Here is a 21,832-nt window from a genome sequence, read left to right on the forward strand (position 1 = left end):
TGCTAAACCTATCTGCCAAGCATGAAACCAAACGACATGACAAAAAACTGGGTTGACCCCGAAGCAAAAGCCGAAGCTGAACGTTATGACAATCCTATTCCAAGCCGTACTCTTATTTTAGATACGTTGGAACAATTGCAAACACCGCAATCTCATGCAGAACTTGTTGACCATTTTCATATTCAAGATCAGAAAAGTATTGAAGCCTTAAGTCATCGCTTAAGTGCTATGGTTCGTGATGGCCAACTTATGAAGGATGGTTTTAAGTTTCAGTTGGTGGCAGACCAACCTACCTATGAAGCAACTGTCTATATTAATAGTAAAGGTTTGGGTACAGCACATATTGATGGTCAAGATGATTTGTTATTACCTGAGCGTGAGTTACGTTTAGTCTTTAATGGTGATCGGGTCCGTGTTCGGCAGACATCGGTAGATCGCAAAGGTAAACCATGGGGTTTCATTACCGAAGTTATACAGCATCGAGTAAAACAGTTAATTGGTAAATTGTCGGTACATGAGGGCGAATATTTTATTCAGCCTAACAATCCAAATCAGCATCAACCTATCCCACTAGAAAAAGAATTAGTTGAACATGCTAAAGCAAATGTCGGCGATATGCTTCGTGTTGCTATAGACACTTACCCAACCCGGGAAGAATTTGCAACGGCACATATTATTCAGTCTATGGCAGATAAAGCCGATACTGAAATTATTATTCCGCAAACCATTTTAGAGTTTGGTTTGCCTTACGAATTTCCAGATGAAGTTATAAAAGAAGCTGAAAGTTTCAAAGAACCTGCTGAACAAGATCGCGAAGGTCGAGTTGATTTAAGAGACTTGGCACTTGTCACAATCGATGGTGAAGATGCGCGAGATTTCGATGATGCAGTATATGCGGAAAAACGTCCTGGTGGTGGTTACCGAGTTGTCGTTGCAATTGCCGATGTGAGCCATTATGTACGATTAGATTCGGCATTAAATGAAGAAGCTGAAGAGCGCGGCACTTCGGTTTATTTTCCACATTTTGTTTTACCAATGCTACCAGAAGCATTATCAAATGGATTGTGTTCACTTAACCCACACGTAGATCGTTTATGCATGGTCTGTGACCTAAAACTTTCTCGTACGGGTCGTGTTACAGGTTATGAATTTTATCCGGCAGTCATGCATTCAAAAGCACGTTTGACCTATACACAAGTAGGACAATATTTTGAAGGTGCCACTGATGCAATTCCAAAAGATCGTGATATTCATAAATCGCTAAATACACTTTTCCAGCTTTACCAGATTTTGAAAAACTTACGTGTTGATCGTCATGCAATGGAGTTTGAAACCATTGAAACTTATATGACCTTTGACGAGTTAGGTGGAATTAAAGAAATTTTACCTCGTACACGTAATGATGCTCATAAGCTTATTGAAGAGTGTATGTTGCTTGCCAATGTAGCAGCAGCAGAATATGCCTTAGAACATGATATTCCGATGTTGTATCGTGTACATGAGGCACCTGAATTCTCACGTATTCAAAAAGTAAAAGATTTTGTAAAACTATTGGGTTTACCTTTCCCTGACCAACCAACTCAGGCAGACTATCAAAAAGTTATTGAGGCAACTAAAGACCGTATTGATGCGCCAAGCATTCACGCCGTGTTATTACGCTCAATGATGCAAGCTTACTATGGTGCCAAAAATGCAGGTCACTATGGTTTAGCTTATGAAGCTTATACACATTTCACTTCACCAATTCGCCGCTACCCGGACTTATTGTTACATCGTGCAATTAAAGCTCATCTAAAACAAAAGCCTTACCCACTTTCCGGTGCAGCTTTAGATGATGCAGGTGAACATTTCTCTCAAACAGAACGCCGTGCCGATGAAGCATCCCGCAGCGTAACGACTTGGTTGAAATGCCACTATATGCAACAACATTTAGGTGATGAGTTCATTGGTATTGTGAGTGCGGTAACTGAATTTGGCCTATTTGTTACTCTTAAAGATCTTTATGTTGATGGCATGATTCACATTAGCCAACTTGGCGATGATTTCTTTATTTACGATCAAGCCAGTCAAAACCTCATTGGACAAAATCGTGGTCAAGTCTTCGGTTTAGGCGATGAAGTTAAAATTCAAGTTGCTGGTGTAAATCTAGAAGAGCGTAAAATCGATTTCCAACTCATTAAACAAGTTACTCATGCTGGACGTGTAGTTCGTAGTCGTGCTCCACGCACAACCAAAACTAGCACACAAGCAACAGAAGAAGTTTTTGGTAAACCATCTGTATCAACTGATGGTGAAAAACCTGTCCGTAAAAAGAAGGAAAAAGGCAAACCAAGTTCATATAGTAAAAAGTCGGGTAAGAAAACCTCTACAAAAGCAGAGGCCAAACCAGAAAAAGTAAAGAAAAAAGCGAAACCTAAAAAGAAAAAGTCAAACGCCAAGTCTAAGGCTGACTAATTCATAGGTATTTGCATTAATTATGATTAAGCTCCCAAAATGGGGGCTTAATGTTTTTAAAACGTTTATTTTTTAAATTAAGCTTGATTTCCTGCCTAACAATACCTACATCTAATACTATGTTTAAAAAATAATGTGGCTATTAGCAATGACTTTACAGCAAGCGACTCTACCTACTCCCCGCTTTGATCAAATTACATTAGATAATTTAAAACAAGATATTCAACAAGCGATTCAAGCAGGACAAGAGTTTTTAAACACCCTTACGGCTGCACCATCCGAGACAGACCAGCAACTTGCCGTGCTTGAACAAATTGATGCACTTGAAAATAACCTCAGTGAATCGTGGGGAGTGTTGTCACATTTAAATGCTGTGATGAACAATGCTGAAACCAGAGAAGTCTATCAATCACTATTACCCGCTTTAAGTGAATATTACACTCAGCTTGGCCAACACACGGCGTTATATCAGACCTATCAACTCATACATGATAGTCAGAGCTATTCAAAGCTAAGCCCTGCGCAACAAAGTGCCATCCGTCTCGCTTTACGTGATTTTAAACTTTCTGGTGTCGCTTTAGAGGGTGAAGAGAAAAAACGTTACGCTGAAATTTCTGCACGTCTTTCACAGCTTTCTTCTGACTTCTCAAACCATGTACTTGATGCGACACAGGCTTATTTTAAACCACTGACAGAAGACGAATTAAAAGGTCTTCCGGAAAGTAATGTTGAGTTATTAAAACAGTACGGTAAACAGCGTGAGCTTGACCAAGCAGTCGCAACTTTAGATTTCCCAGCTTATTTTGCCATCATGACCTATGCCGATGATCGTGCCTTGCGAGAAGAGCTTTATAAAGCTTATGTCACACGTGCATCAGATCAGTCTGAGCAAACAGAATTTGACAACAGCAAAATTATGGAAGAAATCCTGAGTCTTCGCCAAGAAATGGCAAAACTACTCGGTTTTAATAACTATGCTGAATATTCTCTTGCCAGCAAAATGGCTCCTGATGTCAAAACAGTTCACGACTTTTTGGTCGACCTAGCTGAGCATGCACGTACCCCTGCACTTCAAGAAGTTGCCGAACTCCAAGCTATTGCCAAACAAGATGGTATTGATGAGCTTAAACCTTGGGATACCACTTACTATTCTGAAAAGCTTAAACAACAACAATTCAACTTATCACAAGAAGCTTTAAAACCTTACTTCCCTGCACCAAAAGTGATTCAGGGATTATTCCAGATCGTACAGCGTCTATATGGTATTAACATCGTTGAACGTGAAGCTCCGGTTTGGCATCCAGATGCACGTTATTTTGAGTTAGAAGACCAAGGTGAAGTTGTTGGTGGCTTCTTCTTTGATTTATATGCGCGCACAGGGAAACGTGGTGGAGCATGGATGAGTGGTTTCCGCTCACGTATGCAAACTGTTCATGGTTTACAAAAACCAATTTGCTATATGGTGTGTAACTTCACTCCACCTGTAGGCAACCAGCCCGCCTTATTAACTCATGATGAAGTCATCACCTTATTCCACGAATTTGGTCATGGCTTACACCATATGCTTACTGAAGTAGATAATATCTCAGTTGCAGGTACTCACGGCGTTGCTTGGGATGCAGTCGAGTTACCAAGTCAGTTTATGGAATTCTGGTCATGGGATAAAGAAAGTCTTGATGTTTTAAGTGAGCATATTGAGAGCAAGCAGACTTTACCTCAGGAGTTACTTGATGCTTTATTAAATGCACGTTTCTTCCAGTCTGGTATGCAAACTTTACGTCAGCTTGAATTTGCCTTATTTGACTTAACTATTCACACCAAAACTCCTGCGTTGAATAGTGAGCAAATTCAGCAGACCTTAAATGATATTCGCAAACAATATGCAGTAGTTCCAACCGTCGACTACAACCGTTTCCAGCATAGCTTTAGTCATATTTTTGCAGGCGGCTACGCAGCAGGTTACTACTCTTACAAATGGGCAGAAGTTTTAGCAAGTGATGCCTTTGACCGTTTTGAAAATGAAGGTATTTTCAATACTCAAACGGGTAAAGAATTCCGTCAGGCAATTTTAGCGGTGGGTGGGAAAGATACTGCTCTTGAAGCATTTGTGAATTTCCGCGGTCGTGAGCCAAAAATTGATGCATTGTTACGTCATCAAGGTTGGACGAACGATAACAAAACCGCTTAAACTATGGGCCTAAATTGATCGTGTGGTTAGGGTGATAAAGATGAAGAAACGTTTCATTGCTGGGGCTAAATGTCCAAAATGTGAAGCCATAGATCGGATTGTCATGCTAACCACCGCTGAAGACGAATGGATTGAATGTATCGAATGCGGTTATAGCGAAAATCGTCCGACTCATATTGATGAGCCTGAAACGCCCGCTATACCTGATGAAATTGGGGTAATACAGTTCAAGCCTCGTCGTTCTGACTAAAGGTCTTAGACATGCCACTACAAAGAAAACAAAACTCAAAACTATTGTGGATTTTAATTGGGGGCTTAAGCATTCTCGTCGTGCTTTTTTTCGCAGCACAATGGTTTTTCAAAAAAACTGAAACATCAGCGCCAATGGTTGATCCACAACCAGCCTCGGTACCAGCTCCTGAAAAAACTACAAATCCATCTGAAAGCTCGGAACCCGTAGTTCAAACACAAACTGCTAACTCACAGCAACTTGTGAATGAAGATGTGCTCAAACAACCAATTCCTGCTCAAGAATCTTTAGCTAAAGAGGAAGTGTCTAAACTCAATGACATTCATCGTCAATTGCAAGATCAGGAAGCGACATTAAAAGCTCAACATGCTGATGCAGATCAACTTATTAAGCTAAAAGAAGAGCAAGTGAAGCTTCTTGAGGCCCAAGTTAAACAACAATAGTATTTGTTTAACTCTAGATATGATGCAAAAAGCTAGTTCACTCTGAGCTAGCTTTTTTATTTACTAAAAATTTATATGCTTCAAATAACTACCACATAAAAAAACACCCTCTTAAAGAGAGTGTTTTTGCTCGGCTTATATATTTAAATTACTTATACCAACCAAATAATTTCAGTATTAGTGGTGCATAAGTTACCAATACCAATGATGAGAACAAGACAATAATTGGTAATAACCAGCGTTCATATCGGTAGTAGAAACTTGTGTACTTCTCTTTGGCTTCTGCATCGGCAGCATTCACCTCATCATCACCAACGGATAACCGCGTTAATAGATGGTTCAAGGCAACTGGCGGCGTTACATAACCAAATTCGAATGCGACCAATACAATCATCCAGAAGTGAATTGGATGAATACCATTTTCGTAAGCTACAGGAGCAATAGTTGCTGCCACTAAAATTACGGCACCAAATGGATCTGTACACATACCAATAATTGCAAGTAACAGTGCAATACATGCCAGTGATATATAGATACTACCTAAATGAGTTGGTAATAATTCGACCACTTCAGAGCGTTCAATTAAACCACCTACACTTGCAGACAATGCCATCAAAATAATTAAGGCACCGATATGCCCCACTGTTTCTGATGTCGCAAAACGTAAAGCACCACTAAAACCAAGACGGAACTGTGAACTATGCGGATCATGAGTCTGTAAGAACGGTGATTTCTTTTCATGCTCACGAACAATCGCCTCATGAATATTTAAAGCTGGTGCCTCTTTAGGCATAACCATTTTATCGTACAGAATCATCGCAATAAGCACGAGTGGCAGAATCACTGGTGCAGTAAATTCATTCATTCCTGTATCTAATGCATATTTATAAAATGCAAGGACAACTACAGTAATTAAGATATATGGAATAACTGGTACGAAAGCTCGTGCCATACCTGGTAGTGCCACTTTTGGCGAGTTCACACGGAACTTTTCTTCTGCCAATAAAAGGGATACACCCAAGAAAATAAATGCTGTTAGCCAGAAGACATAAATACCATGTCCGAATAATTCATCAGATGTAACATGACGACTATCCAACATCGCAATTAGAACGACCAAGAGACATGGACGTACAACCACCCCTAGGGAGCCAGACATTGCAGATACAGCTAATGCATATTGACGGCGAGCGCCTGCGTTCCAAACTTCCTTATAAATAATCGCACCAGCCGCGATAACGAAAATCCCCGAAGCACCGGTATAAGCAGTCGGTACAGCAGCAGCAATCAGAATTAACCAAGTTAAGGTTTCTGGCGCCAAGTTCCATGGACGAAGTACATTTAAGAACAAGTCCATAACACGGGTTTGCGTGAGTAACATACCCGCCCAAATAAATAAGGCAAGATTTAAGAAGATACCCGAGAACTCAACCAATAAACCAAGGTAAATCCCTTGCCCCATTGGATAATCCATAAAGAACGTGAATACAATACCTGTAATTAGTGCCATATAAGCATATAAAGGTACAGAAAGTAAGGCTAAACCTATATTACCGCCTTCACGTTTTGGTGGAGGTGAAACAAATAGTTGATACAGACTAATTAAGGTCAGAACAACAAACAGAATCATCCATATCCAGTAAATCGTTACTGTTTCATAAGTAGGTGTTACCCCTGAATTAATGACTGAACGATACTGGCTAATGACCGAGAAGCTCAGTAGCGCATTACCAATCAACATAAATAGAGAATACACTTTGTAATCTATTTTTGTTGCTGGATTACGCAAGCCAATATGGTGGTATTTCAATGATGCAGTAATCGCTGAAATCAGTACCATAAAGACCAGTAAAATGGCACGGTTCTCTGTACCGAATTTAAAAATACCAAAGAAACCTGTTTCGATCGCACGATAAGTACGTACTCCCGGGTTTGCTTCGATATATTTAATAGTTTTGTCATAAGCCTGATATTTTTCTTCACATTGCTGCTGTGCTGCCAGTAAGGATGCACGGACATCACTTTCCGATGCAGCACCAAAGAAGCTCGCAAAATCATCAGATGCATTTGCTTTCATCTGCTCTTTTACTTGAGCATCAATATTCGGATGTCGATCACAAGTCGGCTTTTCAGGCTCAGCACGCAAGAATGAATATTGCATGCCTGTAGCAGGGTCACCATAAAGACGTTCCCCGATACGTAATAATTGACCGTGGATCATTTCCCCGGTACCAATTATGAGCGTCATCAATAGTAAAATGAGGATAATGAATGTTGAGATCCATTCATTCCAGATATAACCCAGCAGACCTAATCCAGATCTTTTTTCTTGATATTCTTGCATAAATATTCCAATTTTGTTCTCTCAAATCCCTCATAACAAAGGCTTTGAGTCATGCAATTTCCTTGGTCAGGGGTATCGTCCATCCCCCTTCTACCAATCCCTTTATTCAACGATCAAATTTGCATCAAACTTTATCAATAAAGAATGACTAAAATCACTTTTTTAACAGTTTGTATTGTCAATCTTTCTATTTGAACCTTTGTATGAGCCAATAGCATCCTCCAAAGATTGCACCACCAATCGCCCCATATAGATGAGCTTCAGTTAAAACTGGACTACCAATGAGCTGTGCTGTTCCTGTTTGCCCAAATGTATTTTCCCAAATTAACTTTGCAACAATTAAACCTAAGACCAGAAATGCAAAATTCCTTTCTTTACGGTATTGCAAGTAAACCAAAGCAACTGCGGTATATAACCCATGGAGTACCCCAGAAAGGCCTGCATATGCATCGATATTGGGCAAATAAAAATAGAACACCAAGCTAATAAAAGGTGGTAAAAGAATAAGAAGACTTAAAATGTGCCACACTTTGGTATGGGGAAATATGAAAGGCAAACACGCAAATGCCATCATATTTAAAAGAAAGTGAATCCATCCGACATGTACCCAGTGTGCTGTCCATAAACGCCAGAACTCGCCGAGTAAGCTTTCACGCCAATAGATAAAATAATCCGGAAACACCTGTAAACATGCAGAAACAGAAATGCACCCTGCGACCAAAAGCACTTTTTTATTGAGTACATGATCTTTCATAGCACACTCCTTTTAAACCAGGCTCCTTACGATTACTAGAGTTAGTAACCGTAAGGAGTGAGTTCCTTCAGATCTATTTACTGTGCTGGTGCAGTTTTTGTGTCAGCTGGGGCTTCCGATGCAGCTCCACCATCAAACAACTCATCCAATTCAGCTGAGCCTTCGTTTTTCTCATCCCAGAAATGAGACATACCGTCATCACCGGTACGAACACCAGTATGCTCAGTCCAGTAACGGTCAGAAATACCGCGCACAATTAAACCAGCCATACTATCAATTAACTTAAAGTTCGGATTGACTGGTTTGTCATCTGCTTGAGATGCAGCATAAGTTTTTAATGCATCACGGATTTTGGCATCGTCACCACTCGCTTGAGCAGCTACGGCATATAACGCATGAGATAAACGAACACCTTTTTGTTCACCAATTTGCACGGACTGTTTTAAAGTCTCATATGGATCGGGCTTCCCTTCATTAGCGCCTGGTAATAAAGTCCAGATCACTGCGCGCGTTGCATTTGGTGCGCCCCAGAATTTTTGATTATCAAGGCAGACCATACCGCGCTCTACAATAGCAGCAATATCTTTCGGAACATTGACAGAACCGCCAGAGTTAATGTCGTTGGTCACAGCTTGAAGACCACTGATCATCCCAAGTAAATATACAGTTTGGTCAATATCACTACGCATTGTTGGACAAGAATCACCTAAATGATATTTATATTTAGATTCCCAACGATCAGCAAAGAGCTTATAGCCTGCGTATTGTCGCTCAGCAGCAATTGCAGCCCAACGCTTCTGTGCAATACGTGCATCTTGAGCTTCTGTTACCTGCCCTGCTTTTGAAGCGCGCAAATAACGTAACTCCTGTTCTAATGCTTGGTTTTCCGCGCATACACCTGAAGCAGCATACATTAAGACAGCAACACGAGTAGGATCTGCCCCCATACCTTTAGTCGACATGATTGCAGGAGTTAAGGCACTACCAGTATTACAAACCATTTCAGCATCTTGCATTGCCAAAATAGGTGGAACGACGTGCTTTTCCGTAAAACCTAAAGCAACATTTGCTCCGCTTTTCACAACGTATGAACAACCTGATAAAACTGAAGCTGCAAGAAAACTTACCGCCAAACCTTGGCATATTTTTTGGACTTTAGACATCTTCCTGTCCTCGATGTAATTTGTTTTTTCCTTTTCAGATGTACATTAGCAGATGCATATCTTGAATAAAAGAGTAATTACTCTAATTGTAGCGCTTATACTTTGACACACTTCACAGCAGATAAAATTGACAGTTTTTCAGGGAAACAAAAATTTTAGGCAAAAAAAAGTAGCATTGCGACGGTTCAGCACATGCTACTTATTAACTGGGATAAGCTTTTAACGGCTTATATTATTGTTGTTCTAGATAATCCTTAAGTAAAGTTCCTGCTCTTCCTACTACTACTGCCATAATTACTGCAATCAACAGAAACATCCACATTGAAATCTCCATGAGAGACCTCCTTACTACGTTCGCACCCAGTTAAAAACTGGACACTTGATGAAATTAATCGATTAACCAATTAGATTATTGACTGATCGATGACCTTTGCATCCTCTGTCTCTTAACTTTGCTAAGATTAACTCGGTTAAGATGTTCCCTGAGTAAAGTTCCTGCTCTTCCTATCACCACCGCCATAATTATGGCAATGACCAAGAACGACCATGTTGGCATCTCCATTTGAGACCTCCGACACACTTTACGTTGGTGTTTGTACTTTAACCGATAGAATAGTAACCATATTGAGAAATTGTCCGACAATTAACTTTCTTGCTGTTTTTTCTGTATTTTAACTAGACAATTTCAGTTTCCCAAAAAGAAATAAAAGATAAGATATTGATTAATAATAATTTTAAATAAATATACAAATGTAGAATTGTCTAACAATTAATAGAGTTTTTCTAAAGTTTTAAGCTTTTTCCACTCTGCTAATGACATTTGATCAAACCAAATGATAGAAGTTAGTGTTTTATGACCTTCAAAATAGATCACTATGAAAATCTGACAATCAATTATTTTTAAAATTTTGACGCGAGAAACGGTGTTCTGTGACTTATAAGCAAGCGACCATAGTTTTTTATCTAAATAAGCAATTTGTGCAAGCTGCGGACGCTTTAAAAAGAAAATAAAGCTGATAAATAGTAAGCTGATTACAACTAACCACCATAGTAACGGCATTAATTGATAAAATAGAACTGCTAAGCTTAAGCCAATAAAAAACTGAAATATAATCGAAAAACGACTATATTTCAGCTTAAAATTCAAATGGTTGATCAAAATAAATTAACCATGAACATAGTGTTTTAATTTATAGATAAAGTCACGTAATTCGGTACGTGGTGGTTCTGATACTTCCATAAACCAATCTAGTAAATCAGGGTCTTCCTGTTCTACCAACTCAGCAAACAACGCTTTTTCTGCCGGGTCTGCCTTTAAATAATAATTTTTCACATAAGGGTCAAAATAGACATCAATTTCCTTTAAACCACGACGTGCGCGATAGATTACTTTACGTTCTTCCAAGGTCATTTCTTCAGACATTTATTTCCCCATCTGCGTTGATAGTGCGCTTAGTTTACCTGATCACATGAGAAAGTTCGCTAAAAATATCAAATTGACCAAACTTATCACTTCACCGCCATAAATGAGCATTCATCACATTGTTAGACCTAGTCGCTTCCCTTATGTTTAGCTCATAACATTAAGCCCAAACCAAGGAAGAAATACAATGCAATCTGGTGCTATTCGTCCCATTCCAAATATGTTACCTCGCCATTTATTTAACGAAGAACATGAAGCTTTTCGGGAAACGGTACGTAAATTCTACGAGAAAGAAGTTGTACCTAATATTGAAAAATATGAAAAACAACAACACGTTGACCGAGATCTTTGGAATAAAGCTGGTGCCTTAGGTTTACTCTGTACTACTATGCCAGAACAATATGGTGGTGCAGGTGTCGACCGCCTATACAGCATGATTCTTATTGAAGAACAAGCCTATGCGATGGACTCAAGTACAGGTTTCTCACTGCATTCCGACATTGTAGCCAACTATATTAATAACTTCGGTAATGAAGAGCAAAAACAGAAATGGCTCCCTAAAATGGCTACTGGTGAGACGGTTACCGCAATTGCCATGACCGAGCCGGGAACAGGTTCAGACTTGCAAGCGGTTCGTACAACAGCCGTTCTTGATGGCGATGAATATGTCATTAATGGTTCAAAAATATTTATTACCAATGGCTATTTATGCGATATGGCGATTGTCGTTTGTAAAACGGGGAATAGCGATAAAGGATCTGCCAATTTATCACTCATTATTGTCGAAGCTGACCGTGCTGGTTTTACTAAGGGCAAACCACTTAACAAAATTGGTATGAAAGGCCAAGATACCTGTGAACTCTTCTTTGATAACGTTCGTGTTCCTAAAGAAAATCTTTTAGGTATGGAAGGTATGGGCTTTATCATGCTCATGAAAGAATTAGCGTGGGAGCGTATGCTAGTTGCTATTATCTGCCAAGCCGGGGCAGAAGCGGCATTTGCACATACTGTTCAATATACAAAAGATCGTAAAGCATTCGGCAAACCAATTGGAGCATTCCAAAATACTCGTTTTAAACTTGCTGAACTTAGAACAGAGATAGATTTCTGCCGTACCTATTTAGATCGTTGTATGGAATTACAACTCGATGAAAAATTGAGTGTTGAAGCTGCAGCGGCTGCAAAATATAAAATTTCAGATATGTTTTCAAAAGTTGTAGATGAATGTCTTCAATTACATGGTGGTTATGGCTATATGATGGAATATCCAATTGCACGCGCTTATATCGACCACCGAGCAAACCGTATTTATGCAGGCACCAATGAAATTATGAAAGAATTAATCTCTAGAACTCTTTAATCTTTACTATAAAAAGGAGGCTTATAGCCTCCTTTTTATTTTCGAATATCAAGACACTAATTTTGGTTTACGTGTGGTAACTTCTGAATGCTTATGAAAACGTAGAACACCATCATCAAATTTTGCATTTTTTAATGATTTTCGGTCTTCAAGATAATTATTGGTTACCTGCCATGGTGCTTGTTTACCTTGTTTAGGAATCACGTCGGCAGCACGACTAATATAACCAGATGATAAGCTACCCATGACTGTGTCCTCTTCCATCACACTCTTATCACCAGATGGAATCACTTCATCATAATTATTCTTATCCATGTAGTTTAATAAACGGCAGATATAATCTGCTGCAATATCAACTTTTAATGTCCATGAAGCATTTACATAGCCAATAATCATCGCCATGTTTGGTACATCGCTGAGCATCACGCCGTTATAAAGCATGTGTTCAGATGATTTAACTGGTTCCCCATCAATAGTTGCCTGCACACCGCCCATGATTTGAACCTGCAAACCTGTTGCAGATACGATAATATCGGCATCAAGATGCTTGCCTGATTTTAATTGAATACCAGTCTCAGTAAATTTTTCAATTTGATCAGTCTCAACACTCGCCTTACCTTCACGAAGAATTTTGAATAAATCACCATCAGGAACTACGCAAAGACGCTGATCCCACGGATTATATGAAGGTGTAAAGTGTTTCATATCAACTTTACCCTTAAGTTGCATTTCAATTGCTTTTAAGAGTAAACGACGAACTGTTTTAGGATGCTTTTGAGACAATGCATAAATTGCTCGTTGCATACCAATATTACGAGCACGCGTAAATTTATAGGCTGCTTCTTCAGACATAAATCTACGAGTTTTTTCATAGATGAAATCAATAGACGGAACAGAAGCAATATAAGTTGGTGAACGTTGCAACATCGTTACATGACCTGCTCCACCTTTTGACATTGCAGGCACCAGTGTAATTGCTGTAGCTCCACTACCAATAATTACTACTTTTTTACCCTTATAATCCAAATTTTCCGGCCAATGTTGTGGATGAATGAGTTGACCTTTGAAAGCTTCTTGATTTGGGAAAGTCGGCGCGTAACCTTGGTCATAATTATAATAACCAGTACAACCTACAACGAAGTTAGCAACCCAAGTCTGCTGTTTTTTCTTATTGTCCTCGACAATAACATGCCACTTTTTCAAGGCAGAATCATAATTCGCAGAAAGGACACGATGGCCAAAATGAATTTTTTCTTTTAACTTAAACTCATCAATCACTTCCCCTAGATATCCTTTAATAGAGGCACCATCAGCGAGAACATTGGCTTTGCGCCATGGTTTAAAGTTAAAACCAAAAGTAGACATATCTGAATCAGAACGGATACCAGGATAGCGGAAAAGATCCCAAGTTCCACCAAACGATTCACGACGCTCCAAAATTTCAAACTGACGTTGTGGAGAGTTTTTAGATAAATGGGCAGCAACTCCTATTCCTGATATGCCTGCACCAATGATTAATACATCAACTTGCTTTTCCATTTTATTTTTATACCCATTGTTGAGAATATAACTTTATTAAATCACAATTTTGACAATACACAATGTCAAGTTTGACCGTTTATCCGTTTTTTTATGTCACTTGGGGACAAATTTTTAATTTTATATTTTTTGGAAAATAAAAAAGACCGGCATAAAGCCGGTCTTTTTTGAATAATATCAATTATTCAGCTGAAGTGTTCACTTCACGATCTACAAGCTCAACGTAAGCCATCGGTGCTGCATCACCAGCACGGAAGCCCGCTTTAAGAACACGTAGATAACCGCCGTTACGTTCTTTGTAACGAGGGCCGAGTACGGTAAATAATTTACCAACAGTTGCAGCATTACGAGTACGAGCAAATGCTAAACGACGATTTGCTACAGTATCGTTTTTTGCTAGAGTGATTAAAGGCTCAGCAACACGACGTAATTCTTTAGCTTTAGGCAAAGTTGTTTTGATCAACTCATGTTCAAATAAAGAATTAGCCAAGTTTTGGAACATCGCTTTACGATGGCTGCTTGTACGGCCTAATTTCACACCACTATTACGATGACGCATGGTGATAGTCCTACTTAATTAACGGCTACGATAGGCAAAACGGTCGTCCATACGAAGACTAGCTGGTGGCCAGTTCTCAAGACGCATACCGAGTTGTAAACCTTTCGATGCCAAAACATCTTTGATCTCTGTTAACGATTTTTTACCAAGGTTAGGAGTTTTTAACAACTCAACTTCAGTACGTTGAACAAGATCACCAATGTAGTAAATATTTTCTGCTTTCAAACAGTTAGCAGAACGAACAGTAAGCTCTAGATCATCTACTGGGCGAAGCAAGATTGGGTCAACTTCTTCACGAGGTTCTTGAGCAACAGGAGTTTGGTCTTTCTGAAGATCAACAAAAATTGCAATTTGTTGTTGCAAGATTGTTGCCGCTTTGCGGATTGCTTCTTCAGGATCAACCGTACCGTTGGTCTCAAGATCGATTACCAGTTTATCTAAATCGGTACGTTGTTCTACACGCGCATTTTCTACGGTGTAAGAAACACGCTTAATTGGGCTATAAGAAGCATCTAACTGTAAACGACCTACAGGACGTGTTTCGCCTTCAGGGAAACGAGAGTCAGATGTTTCATAACCACGACCTTGAGAAACTTTCAAGCGCATTTTTAATGAGCCTGTAGCACTCAAAGTACCAATTAAATGTTCTGGGTTAACCACTTCAACATTATGAGGTAAACGAAGGTCGGCAGCAGTAATGTCACCAGGACCTTGTTTTTCTAATGTTAAATAAGCTTCATTTTGATCGAACAGCTTAATAGACAATCCTTTTAGGTTCAGCAAGAGCTCGACGATGTCCTGCTGCAAGCCTTCTAAAGTACTGTACTCGTGCTCGACACCTTCTATCTCTACTTCAACCACAGCAGCGCCTGGCAAAGAAGACAATAGAATGCGACGTAAAGCATTACCTAGAGTATGGCCAAAACCACGCTCTAAAGGTTCCAGAATCACTTTTGCCGAGGTCCCGCTTACCGCTTCGACCTTGATCGCTTGCGGAGTTAGAAACTCGTTTGCAGTACGCGTCATTATTGCTACCTCAAGGATTATTTAGAATACAATTCTACAATCAAGCTTTCGTTGATTTCAGCAGGTAAATCAGAACGATCTGGTGCAGCTTTAAACGTACCTTCAAGCTTAGAGTGATCAACTTCGATCCAAGCTGGAATACCACGTTGAGCAGCCAATTCAATCGCGTTTTTAATACGCAATTGTTGTTTAGCACCTTCGTGAACCGCAATTACATCACCAGCTTTAACTTGAATAGATGCGATGTTTACACGACGACCATTCAAAGTAATGCTACGGTGACTTACTAACTGACGAGCTTCTGCACGTGTAGAACCAAAACCCATGCGATAAACAACGTTATCAAGACGGCTTTCAAGCAATTTCAACAAGTTCTCACCAGTTGCGCCTTTAACACGAGCTGCTTCTTTATAGTAGTTACTAAATTGACGCTCTAACACACCGTAAATACGACGGACTTTTTGTTTTTCACGTAATTGTAGTGAATACTCAGATTGCTTACCACCGCGAGCCTGACCATGTTGACCAGGTGCTTTGTTAGCTTTTTTAGTTTTGACGTCAAATGGTTTAACGCCAGATTTAAGTTGCAGGTCTGTCCCTTCGCGGCGAGAGAGTTTGCATTTTGGACCAATATAACGAGCCATGAATGTTTCTCCTTACACGCGACGTTTTTTAGGTGGACGGCAACCGTTGTGAGGAATTGGAGTCACATCGGTAATGCTGTTAATCTTATAACCCACTGCGCCTAATGCACGAACCGCAGACTCACGACCTGGACCAGGACCTTTTACAAGGACGTCAAGGTTTTTCAAACCGTAATCTAAAGCTGCTTTACCAGCAACTTCAGCAGCTACCTGAGCAGCAAACGGAGTTGATTTACGTGAACCACGGAAGCCTTGTCCACCTGAGGTGGCCCAAGCCAATGCATTACCTTGACGATCGGTAATCGTAACAATGGTGTTATTAAAAGACGCGTGAATGTGTGCAACACCTTCAGAGACGGTACGAGTGACCTTCTTGCGTGTGCGAGTATCTTTAGCCATCTTTTAGCTTCCAGAAATCTTACTTTTTAATCGGTTTGCGCGGACCTTTACGGGTACGTGCGTTAGTTTTGGTGCGTTGACCACGGACAGGCAAGCTGCGACGATGACGAAGGCCACGATAGCAACCTAAATCCATTAAACGTTTAATGTTCATGGAAATTTCGCGACGTAAGTCACCTTCGGTAGGAACCTTAGCAACTTCTGCACGAATCGCATCAAGCTGTGCATCGTCCAACTCACGGATCTTAGTAGTCTCAGTAATACCAACTGCAGCTAAGATGTTCTTAGCAGTGTGGCGACCGATACCAAAGATGTAAGTGAGGGAGATAACAGCATGCTTGTTATCCGGAATGTTTACACCGGCAATACGAGCCATTCACTTTTCTCCAAAAAGGCAGTAGAGATAATCAACCGCCCCACAAAAATCTTGAGGGGCGGATATTAACCCAATTCGCCTACTGAAATCAACAGGTCTTGATTAGATTAACCTTGACGCTGCTTATGACGAGGTTCTGCGCTACAAATCACGCGAATAACCCCATTACGACGGATAACTTTACAGCTACCACAAATTTTCTTTACAGAAGCTTGTACTTTCATGATGAAACCTCTAAGTGCGCTTATCCCTTAGGATGAGCAGTCGTTTTTCTCATTAATGTTTGATTGTCATATTGATGAGAAGTTAAATGCGCTTGTAGCTGAGCCATAAAGTCCATAACAACAACGACTACAATGAGTAATGAGGTACCACCCAAATAGAATGGAATACCAAAAGAACTTTGTAGAATCATTGGCATCAAACAAATGACTGTAATATAAATCGCACCAATAAACGTCAAACGATTAAGAATATGATCTAAGTAACGAGCAGTTTGCTCACCTGGGCGAATACCAGGCACATAAGCTCCGCTGCGTTTTAGATTTTCTGATACTTCCTTAGGGCTAAATACTAAAGCCGTATAAAAGTAACAGAAAAAGATAATTAACGCACCAAAGAGCACCAAATACAAAGGCTGTCCAGGCGACAATACTAAAGCTAAATCTTGTAAACTACGTTTAATTAAACCAGCATTCGGATCTGCACTTCCTACCCATTGACCCAAACTAGCTGGGAACAAGAGTAAAGAGCTCGCAAAAATCGCAGGAATCACACCAGCCATATTAATTTTCAACGGTAGATGTGTTTGCTGAGCTGTAAATATACGACGCCCTTGCTGCTTCTGTGCATAGTTTACTGGAATACGACGCTGTGCTTTTTCAATAAACACAATCGCTGCCAATACACCAAGAGACAAAAGACCAAAGATAACAAGACCAATTAAACTTGTTTGACCATTATCGACAGATGATACTGATTGCATAATTAATTTAGGCAAACCAGCAACAATACCTGCAAAAATAATCATTGAGATACCATTACCGATACCTCTTTCAGTGATCTGTTCACCTAGCCACATTAAGAACATAGTTCCTGCGACAAGTGATGTAACTGCTGGTATATAAAAAGCAAGACCACTAGATAGAGTAATACCCTGTCCAATAAGACCTGCACACATACCTACTGCCTGAACCACTGCAAGTAATAATGTACCCTGACGCGTATATTGATTAATTTTACGTTTACCTTGCTCCCCTTCCTTTTTCAAGGCTTCGAGAGAAGGAATCACTGTAGACATTAACTGCACAATAATTGATGCAGAAATATACGGCATGATCCCTAAAGCAAGAATCGACATTCGCTCTAAAGCACCGCCAGAAAACATATTGAATAGCCCAAGAATAGTTCCTTGGTTTGCATGAAATAAATTTTCTAACGCAGCATTATTAATGCCTGGTACTGGAATATGCGCTCCTAGTCGAAAGACCAGCAATGCACCGATTAGAAAACTCATCCGGCGAATAATTTCACGATATTTCACGTGAAATGGCTGACCTTTCATCATGTTGACATGACCTGAAGAACTAGGAGACATAGACACTCGAGATTACTCCTCGACTTTGCCGCCAGCTGCTTCAATTGCAGCTTTAGCGCCTTTAGTCAATGCAACACCTTGAACAGTGAATGCACGAGTGATTTCACCAGAAAGCACGATACGAGCGCGAATTTGATCGCGACGAACAACATTCGCAGCTTTTAAAGTTTCAAGGCTAACGATATCGCCTTCCACTTTACTTAACTCAGACAAACGTACTTCAGCAGTTTTTAAAGCGATTTGGCTAGTGAAACCGAATTTAGGTAAACGACGATAAATCGCTGTTTGACCGCCTTCGAAACCTGGACGAACGCCACCACTTTTACGTGATTTTTGACCTTTGATACCACGACCACCAGTCTTACCAACGCCAGAACCGATACCACGGCCTAAACGACGGTGTTCACGTTTTGCACCTTCGGCAGGTGCAAGCTCATTTAAACGCAGAGTCATGGCTTATTCCTCTACACTAACCATATAGTAGACTTTGTTGATCATACCACGGTTAGAAGGCGTATCTTGCACTTCTACAGTATGACCAATACGACGCAGACCTAAACCTTGTAAGCAAAGCTTGTGATTTTTCAAGCGATGTGAAGAAGATTTAGTCTGGGTAACTTTAATCGTTTTCATGATTGATTACCCTTGAATTTCTTCTACTGATTTACCACGTTTCGCAGCGACTTTCTCAGGAGAAGTCATATCACGCAAACCTTTAAAAGTTGCGTTTACTACGTTAGCAGCGTTAGTAGAACCATAACATTTAGCAAGTACGTTATGTACACCTGCAGCTTCAAGAACGGCACGCATTGCACCACCAGCGATTACGCCAGTACCTTCTGAAGCAGGTTGCATGTATACACGGCTTGCACCATGACGAGCATTCACAGGGTGTTGTAAAGTAGTACCAGCAAGGTCTACAGTGATCATGTTACGACGTGCAGCTTCAAGTGCTTTAGAAATAGCAGCTGGAACTTCACGAGCTTTACCACGACCAAAACCTACGCGACCATTACCATCGCCCACAACAGTTAATGCTGTGAAAGAGAAGATACGACCACCCTTAACAACCTTGGCTACACGATCAACGGCAACCAGCTTTTCAACGAGACCTTCGTTTTGTTCAACTTTTGCCATGATTAGAACTCCAAGCCGCCTTCACGAGCAGCATCAGCCAAGGCTTTGATACGACCATGATATTTAAAACCAGAACGGTCAAATGCAACTTTAGTAACGCCAGCTGCTTTAGCACGTTCTGCGATTAAAGCACCAACTTTCGTCGCAGCTTCAATATTACCAGTAGTACCACTACGTAAAGATGCATCTAAAGTTGAAGCTTGCGCTAAAACTTTGCCACCATCTGCTGAAATAACTTGAGCATAGATGTGACGCGGAGTGCGGTTTACACACAAACGAGTCGCACCCAATGCACGGATGTGCAAGCGTGTGCTTTTCGCACGACGCAAACGGGATTGTTTCTTTTCGTTCATAAGAACCTCGCGCCTTATTTCTTCTTAGCTTCTTTACGAAGAATGACTTCATCCGAATAACGAACACCTTTACCTTTATATGGTTCAGGAGAACGGTATGCACGGATTTCTGCCGCTACTTGACCTAACAACTGCTTGTTTGCTGATTTCAAAATGATTTCAGTAGCAGTTGGAGTTTCCGCTGTTACACCTTCAGGTAAAGCGTAGTCAATTGGGTGTGAGTAACCAAGGTTAAGGTTTACAACTGTACCTTTAACCGCAGCTTTATAACCAACACCAACTAGCTGCAACTTACGTTCGAAGCCTTCGCTAACACCTTTAACAAGGTTGTTCAATACAGCGCGAGCAGTACCAGCTTGCATCCAAGCATCTTTCGATTCTTTAGCTGGAGCAAGTTGAAGTTTACCTTCTTCCTGTTTTAGCTCGACCAGCGCATGCAGGTTGAAAGACAATGTACCTTTGCTGCCTTTCACTTCGACCTGCCGGCCGTTCTGAGTAACTGTTACACCATTTGGTACAGTTACTGGGGCTTTAGCCACACGAGACATGAGGAATCACCTATTAAGAAACAAAAGCAATAACTTCACCACCGATGCCCGCAGCACGTGCAGCGCGATCAGTCATGATGCCTTTGCTTGTAGAAACAATTGCAATACCTAAACCTTGCTTAACGCTTGGAAGTTTATCTTTACCACGGTATTGGCGAAGGCCTGGACGGCTTACGCGCTTAACCATTTCGATAACTGGCTTGCCTTCGAAATATTTTAAAGTAATAGTCAAAGTAGATTTTGTCTCTTCTTGAGCAACTTCTACGTTTGAAATATAACCTTCTTGTTGAAGTACGTTTGCAATAGCAACTTTCAACTTAGAAGACGGCATAGAAACAGTTTGTTTCTTAGCCATTTGTGCGTTACGAACACGTGTTAGCATGTCGGCAACGGTATCTTGCATACTCATTTAGTCGCTCCTTACCAGCTTGCCTTAACAACGCCTGGTACATCACCTTGCATTACTGTGTCACGTAATTTGTTACGGCTTAAACCGAACTTACGGAAGTAACCATGAGGACGACCAGTTAAACCACAACGGTTACGAAGACGTACCGGAGATGCATTACGTGGCAATGCTTGTAACTTTAACATCGCTTCGAAACGTTCTTCGTCGCTCGCATTTACATTTGCAATAGTAGCTTTTAATTCAGCACGTTTTGCAGCGTATTTAGCAACAGTTTTTTCGCGTTTCAATTCGCGATTAATCATACCTTTCTTAGCCATATCGACCTCTTATTTGAACGGGAAGCCGAATGCACGCATAAGCGCACGGCCTTCGTCATCGGTGCGAGCAGTCGTAGTAATAGTAATATCCATACCACGAATACGATCAATCTTGTCGAAATCGATTTCAGGGAAAACGATTTGCTCTTTCAAACCCATTGAGTAGTTACCACGACCGTCGAAAGATTTCGCTGAGAAACCACGGAAGTCACGGATACGAGGGATTGCGATAGAGATCAAACGGTCCAAGAATTCGTACATTTGGTCGCCACGTAAAGTAACTTTACAACCAATTGGCCAACCATCACGGATTTTGAAACCAGCGATAGATTTACGTGCAAGAGTAACTACTGGTTTTTGACCAGCAATTAATTGCATGTCAGCTACAGCGCCGTCTAATAATTTCTTATCAGTAGCTGCTGCGCCTACACCCATGTTAAGAGTGATTTTTGTGATGCGAGGAATTTCCATCACATTCTTAATGCTAAGTTCTTCTTGTAACTTCGCTTTAAGTTCGTCGTTGTAACGTGCTTTAAGTCTGGCCATTGC

At 40.5% G+C, this 21,832-nt stretch carries 26 protein-coding genes; 5 read left to right on the top strand and 21 right to left on the bottom strand.

Annotated features, from left to right (window positions below; all coding sequences use genetic code 11):
- Positions 1 to 36 precede the first annotated feature (36 nt).
- The 4 genes from rnr (at position 37) to EG365_RS05835 (ending at position 5,335) form a co-directional block, all read left to right on the top strand.
- Complete coding sequence (rnr, locus tag EG365_RS05820; protein ID WP_000165355.1) at positions 37 to 2,454, top strand: ribonuclease R; 2,418 nt, start codon at positions 37 to 39, stop codon at positions 2,452 to 2,454.
- Positions 2,455 to 2,587: 133 nt separating this feature from the next.
- A complete protein-coding gene (locus EG365_RS05825; RefSeq protein ID WP_000266465.1) occupies positions 2,588 to 4,642 on the top strand; it encodes a M3 family metallopeptidase in 2,055 nt (684 codons plus the stop codon).
- A 40-nt stretch (positions 4,643 to 4,682) separates the two neighbouring features.
- Positions 4,683 to 4,892, top strand: a complete 210-nt coding sequence (locus EG365_RS05830) for a YheV family putative zinc ribbon protein (protein WP_000745518.1) — start codon at positions 4,683 to 4,685, stop codon at positions 4,890 to 4,892.
- Between the two features lie 11 nt (positions 4,893 to 4,903).
- The gene (locus tag EG365_RS05835) at positions 4,904 to 5,335 is read left to right on the top strand and encodes a hypothetical protein (protein ID WP_001130992.1); all 432 of its coding nucleotides are present in this window, start codon (positions 4,904 to 4,906) and stop codon (positions 5,333 to 5,335) included.
- A 148-nt stretch (positions 5,336 to 5,483) separates the two neighbouring features.
- Here EG365_RS05835 and EG365_RS05840 read toward each other — a convergent pair whose 3' ends face one another.
- The 5 genes from EG365_RS05840 to EG365_RS05860 form a co-directional block, all read right to left on the bottom strand.
- A complete protein-coding gene (locus tag EG365_RS05840; protein WP_001158906.1) occupies positions 5,484 to 7,679 on the bottom strand; it encodes a TRAP transporter large permease subunit in 2,196 nt (731 codons plus the stop codon).
- Positions 7,680 to 7,866: 187 nt separating this feature from the next.
- Entirely contained in the window at positions 7,867 to 8,433 is a 567-nt protein-coding gene (gene rrtA, locus EG365_RS05845) for a rhombosortase (RefSeq protein ID WP_000651538.1), read from the bottom strand.
- Between the two features lie 77 nt (positions 8,434 to 8,510).
- On the bottom strand, positions 8,511 to 9,596 hold the full coding sequence (locus EG365_RS05850) for a hypothetical protein (RefSeq protein ID WP_000049106.1): 1,086 nt from the start codon (positions 9,594 to 9,596) through the stop codon (positions 8,511 to 8,513).
- Positions 9,597 to 10,365: 769 nt separating this feature from the next.
- Positions 10,366 to 10,755 (bottom strand): membrane protein, encoded by a 390-nt coding sequence (locus EG365_RS05855; RefSeq protein WP_000607077.1) that lies wholly within the window; start codon positions 10,753 to 10,755, stop codon positions 10,366 to 10,368.
- Positions 10,756 to 10,761: 6 nt separating this feature from the next.
- Positions 10,762 to 11,019 carry a succinate dehydrogenase assembly factor 2 gene (locus EG365_RS05860; protein ID WP_001288210.1) on the bottom strand — a complete coding sequence of 86 codons (258 nt, stop codon included), beginning with the start codon at positions 11,017 to 11,019 and terminating at the stop codon, positions 10,762 to 10,764.
- 187 nt (positions 11,020 to 11,206) lie between these two features.
- On the opposite strand from EG365_RS05860, the gene EG365_RS05865 reads away from it, so the two are divergent.
- Complete coding sequence (locus EG365_RS05865; RefSeq protein WP_001190542.1) at positions 11,207 to 12,379, top strand: acyl-CoA dehydrogenase family protein; 1,173 nt, start codon at positions 11,207 to 11,209, stop codon at positions 12,377 to 12,379.
- A 48-nt stretch (positions 12,380 to 12,427) separates the two neighbouring features.
- Here the strand turns inward: EG365_RS05865 and EG365_RS05870 are convergent, their stop codons facing one another.
- The 16 genes from EG365_RS05870 to rplE all read right to left on the bottom strand — a co-directional run bounded on the left by EG365_RS05870 (position 12,428) and on the right by rplE (position 21,829).
- Positions 12,428 to 13,918: a flavin-containing monooxygenase gene (locus tag EG365_RS05870; protein WP_000415125.1), complete on the bottom strand. Its 1,491-nt coding sequence runs from the start codon at positions 13,916 to 13,918 to the stop codon at positions 12,428 to 12,430.
- Positions 13,919 to 14,099: 181 nt separating this feature from the next.
- Positions 14,100 to 14,477, bottom strand: coding sequence for a 50S ribosomal protein L17 (gene rplQ / locus EG365_RS05875; protein ID WP_001216380.1), 378 nt, complete (start codon positions 14,475 to 14,477; stop codon positions 14,100 to 14,102).
- 18 nt (positions 14,478 to 14,495) lie between these two features.
- The gene (locus EG365_RS05880; protein ID WP_000198631.1) at positions 14,496 to 15,503 is read right to left on the bottom strand and encodes a DNA-directed RNA polymerase subunit alpha; all 1,008 of its coding nucleotides are present in this window, start codon (positions 15,501 to 15,503) and stop codon (positions 14,496 to 14,498) included.
- 17 nt (positions 15,504 to 15,520) lie between these two features.
- Positions 15,521 to 16,147, bottom strand: a complete 627-nt coding sequence (gene rpsD / locus EG365_RS05885) for a 30S ribosomal protein S4 (RefSeq protein WP_000135204.1) — start codon at positions 16,145 to 16,147, stop codon at positions 15,521 to 15,523.
- A 12-nt stretch (positions 16,148 to 16,159) separates the two neighbouring features.
- Positions 16,160 to 16,546, bottom strand: a complete 387-nt coding sequence (gene rpsK / locus EG365_RS05890; protein WP_001040166.1) for a 30S ribosomal protein S11 — start codon at positions 16,544 to 16,546, stop codon at positions 16,160 to 16,162.
- A gap of 19 nt (positions 16,547 to 16,565) precedes the next feature.
- A complete protein-coding gene (gene rpsM / locus EG365_RS05895) occupies positions 16,566 to 16,922 on the bottom strand; it encodes a 30S ribosomal protein S13 (protein ID WP_000090815.1) in 357 nt (118 codons plus the stop codon).
- 107 nt (positions 16,923 to 17,029) lie between these two features.
- Positions 17,030 to 17,146: a 50S ribosomal protein L36 gene (gene rpmJ, locus EG365_RS05900; protein WP_000867907.1), complete on the bottom strand. Its 117-nt coding sequence runs from the start codon at positions 17,144 to 17,146 to the stop codon at positions 17,030 to 17,032.
- 20 nt (positions 17,147 to 17,166) lie between these two features.
- Complete coding sequence (gene secY, locus EG365_RS05905) at positions 17,167 to 18,486, bottom strand: preprotein translocase subunit SecY (protein ID WP_002000592.1); 1,320 nt, start codon at positions 18,484 to 18,486, stop codon at positions 17,167 to 17,169.
- 45 nt (positions 18,487 to 18,531) lie between these two features.
- Positions 18,532 to 18,972 carry a 50S ribosomal protein L15 gene (rplO, locus tag EG365_RS05910; protein WP_000175340.1) on the bottom strand — a complete coding sequence of 147 codons (441 nt, stop codon included), beginning with the start codon at positions 18,970 to 18,972 and terminating at the stop codon, positions 18,532 to 18,534.
- Positions 18,973 to 18,975: 3 nt separating this feature from the next.
- A complete protein-coding gene (gene rpmD, locus EG365_RS05915; protein ID WP_000849088.1) occupies positions 18,976 to 19,152 on the bottom strand; it encodes a 50S ribosomal protein L30 in 177 nt (58 codons plus the stop codon).
- A 6-nt stretch (positions 19,153 to 19,158) separates the two neighbouring features.
- Positions 19,159 to 19,656 (bottom strand): 30S ribosomal protein S5, encoded by a 498-nt coding sequence (rpsE, locus tag EG365_RS05920; RefSeq protein ID WP_001141025.1) that lies wholly within the window; start codon positions 19,654 to 19,656, stop codon positions 19,159 to 19,161.
- A gap of 2 nt (positions 19,657 to 19,658) precedes the next feature.
- Positions 19,659 to 20,009: a 50S ribosomal protein L18 gene (gene rplR / locus EG365_RS05925; RefSeq protein WP_001003194.1), complete on the bottom strand. Its 351-nt coding sequence runs from the start codon at positions 20,007 to 20,009 to the stop codon at positions 19,659 to 19,661.
- A 14-nt stretch (positions 20,010 to 20,023) separates the two neighbouring features.
- On the bottom strand, positions 20,024 to 20,557 hold the full coding sequence (gene rplF, locus EG365_RS05930) for a 50S ribosomal protein L6 (RefSeq protein ID WP_000091932.1): 534 nt from the start codon (positions 20,555 to 20,557) through the stop codon (positions 20,024 to 20,026).
- 13 nt (positions 20,558 to 20,570) lie between these two features.
- Complete coding sequence (rpsH, locus tag EG365_RS05935; RefSeq protein ID WP_000062616.1) at positions 20,571 to 20,966, bottom strand: 30S ribosomal protein S8; 396 nt, start codon at positions 20,964 to 20,966, stop codon at positions 20,571 to 20,573.
- An 11-nt stretch (positions 20,967 to 20,977) separates the two neighbouring features.
- Entirely contained in the window at positions 20,978 to 21,283 is a 306-nt protein-coding gene (gene rpsN, locus EG365_RS05940; protein ID WP_001074624.1) for a 30S ribosomal protein S14, read from the bottom strand.
- A gap of 9 nt (positions 21,284 to 21,292) precedes the next feature.
- A complete protein-coding gene (gene rplE / locus EG365_RS05945; protein WP_000113197.1) occupies positions 21,293 to 21,829 on the bottom strand; it encodes a 50S ribosomal protein L5 in 537 nt (178 codons plus the stop codon).
- Between the last annotated feature and the right edge of the window lie 3 nt (positions 21,830 to 21,832).

Source organism: Acinetobacter sp. FDAARGOS_494 (assembly GCF_003812225.1).
GTDB classification, from domain to species: Bacteria; Pseudomonadota; Gammaproteobacteria; order Pseudomonadales; family Moraxellaceae; genus Acinetobacter; species Acinetobacter baumannii.

Excerpts from the sequence above, each read along its gene's own strand:
- rnr (WP_000165355.1), top strand. The coding sequence starts at position 37 with ATGACAAAAAACTGGGTTGACCCCGAAGCAAAAGCCGAAGCTGAACGT.
- EG365_RS05825 (WP_000266465.1), top strand. The coding sequence starts at position 2,588 with ATGTGGCTATTAGCAATGACTTTACAGCAAGCGACTCTACCTACTCCC.
- EG365_RS05830 (WP_000745518.1), top strand. The coding sequence starts at position 4,683 with ATGAAGAAACGTTTCATTGCTGGGGCTAAATGTCCAAAATGTGAAGCC.
- EG365_RS05835 (WP_001130992.1), top strand. The coding sequence starts at position 4,904 with ATGCCACTACAAAGAAAACAAAACTCAAAACTATTGTGGATTTTAATT.
- EG365_RS05840 (WP_001158906.1), bottom strand. The coding sequence starts at position 7,679 with ATGCAAGAATATCAAGAAAAAAGATCTGGATTAGGTCTGCTGGGTTAT.
- rrtA (WP_000651538.1), bottom strand. The coding sequence starts at position 8,433 with ATGAAAGATCATGTACTCAATAAAAAAGTGCTTTTGGTCGCAGGGTGC.
- EG365_RS05850 (WP_000049106.1), bottom strand. The coding sequence starts at position 9,596 with ATGTCTAAAGTCCAAAAAATATGCCAAGGTTTGGCGGTAAGTTTTCTT.
- EG365_RS05860 (WP_001288210.1), bottom strand. The coding sequence starts at position 11,019 with ATGTCTGAAGAAATGACCTTGGAAGAACGTAAAGTAATCTATCGCGCA.
- EG365_RS05865 (WP_001190542.1), top strand. The coding sequence starts at position 11,207 with ATGCAATCTGGTGCTATTCGTCCCATTCCAAATATGTTACCTCGCCAT.
- EG365_RS05870 (WP_000415125.1), bottom strand. The coding sequence starts at position 13,918 with ATGGAAAAGCAAGTTGATGTATTAATCATTGGTGCAGGCATATCAGGA.
- rplQ (WP_001216380.1), bottom strand. The coding sequence starts at position 14,477 with ATGCGTCATCGTAATAGTGGTGTGAAATTAGGCCGTACAAGCAGCCAT.
- EG365_RS05880 (WP_000198631.1), bottom strand. The coding sequence starts at position 15,503 with ATGACGCGTACTGCAAACGAGTTTCTAACTCCGCAAGCGATCAAGGTC.
- rpsD (WP_000135204.1), bottom strand. The coding sequence starts at position 16,147 with ATGGCTCGTTATATTGGTCCAAAATGCAAACTCTCTCGCCGCGAAGGG.
- rpsK (WP_001040166.1), bottom strand. The coding sequence starts at position 16,546 with ATGGCTAAAGATACTCGCACACGCAAGAAGGTCACTCGTACCGTCTCT.
- rpsM (WP_000090815.1), bottom strand. The coding sequence starts at position 16,922 with ATGGCTCGTATTGCCGGTGTAAACATTCCGGATAACAAGCATGCTGTT.
- rpmJ (WP_000867907.1), bottom strand. The coding sequence starts at position 17,146 with ATGAAAGTACAAGCTTCTGTAAAGAAAATTTGTGGTAGCTGTAAAGTT.
- secY (WP_002000592.1), bottom strand. The coding sequence starts at position 18,486 with ATGAAAGGTCAGCCATTTCACGTGAAATATCGTGAAATTATTCGCCGG.
- rplO (WP_000175340.1), bottom strand. The coding sequence starts at position 18,972 with ATGACTCTGCGTTTAAATGAGCTTGCACCTGCCGAAGGTGCAAAACGT.
- rpmD (WP_000849088.1), bottom strand. The coding sequence starts at position 19,152 with ATGAAAACGATTAAAGTTACCCAGACTAAATCTTCTTCACATCGCTTG.
- rpsE (WP_001141025.1), bottom strand. The coding sequence starts at position 19,656 with ATGGCAAAAGTTGAACAAAACGAAGGTCTCGTTGAAAAGCTGGTTGCC.
- rplR (WP_001003194.1), bottom strand. The coding sequence starts at position 20,009 with ATGAACGAAAAGAAACAATCCCGTTTGCGTCGTGCGAAAAGCACACGC.
- rplF (WP_000091932.1), bottom strand. The coding sequence starts at position 20,557 with ATGTCTCGTGTGGCTAAAGCCCCAGTAACTGTACCAAATGGTGTAACA.
- rpsH (WP_000062616.1), bottom strand. The coding sequence starts at position 20,966 with ATGAGTATGCAAGATACCGTTGCCGACATGCTAACACGTGTTCGTAAC.
- rpsN (WP_001074624.1), bottom strand. The coding sequence starts at position 21,283 with ATGGCTAAGAAAGGTATGATTAATCGCGAATTGAAACGCGAAAAAACT.
- rplE (WP_000113197.1), bottom strand. The coding sequence starts at position 21,829 with ATGGCCAGACTTAAAGCACGTTACAACGACGAACTTAAAGCGAAGTTA.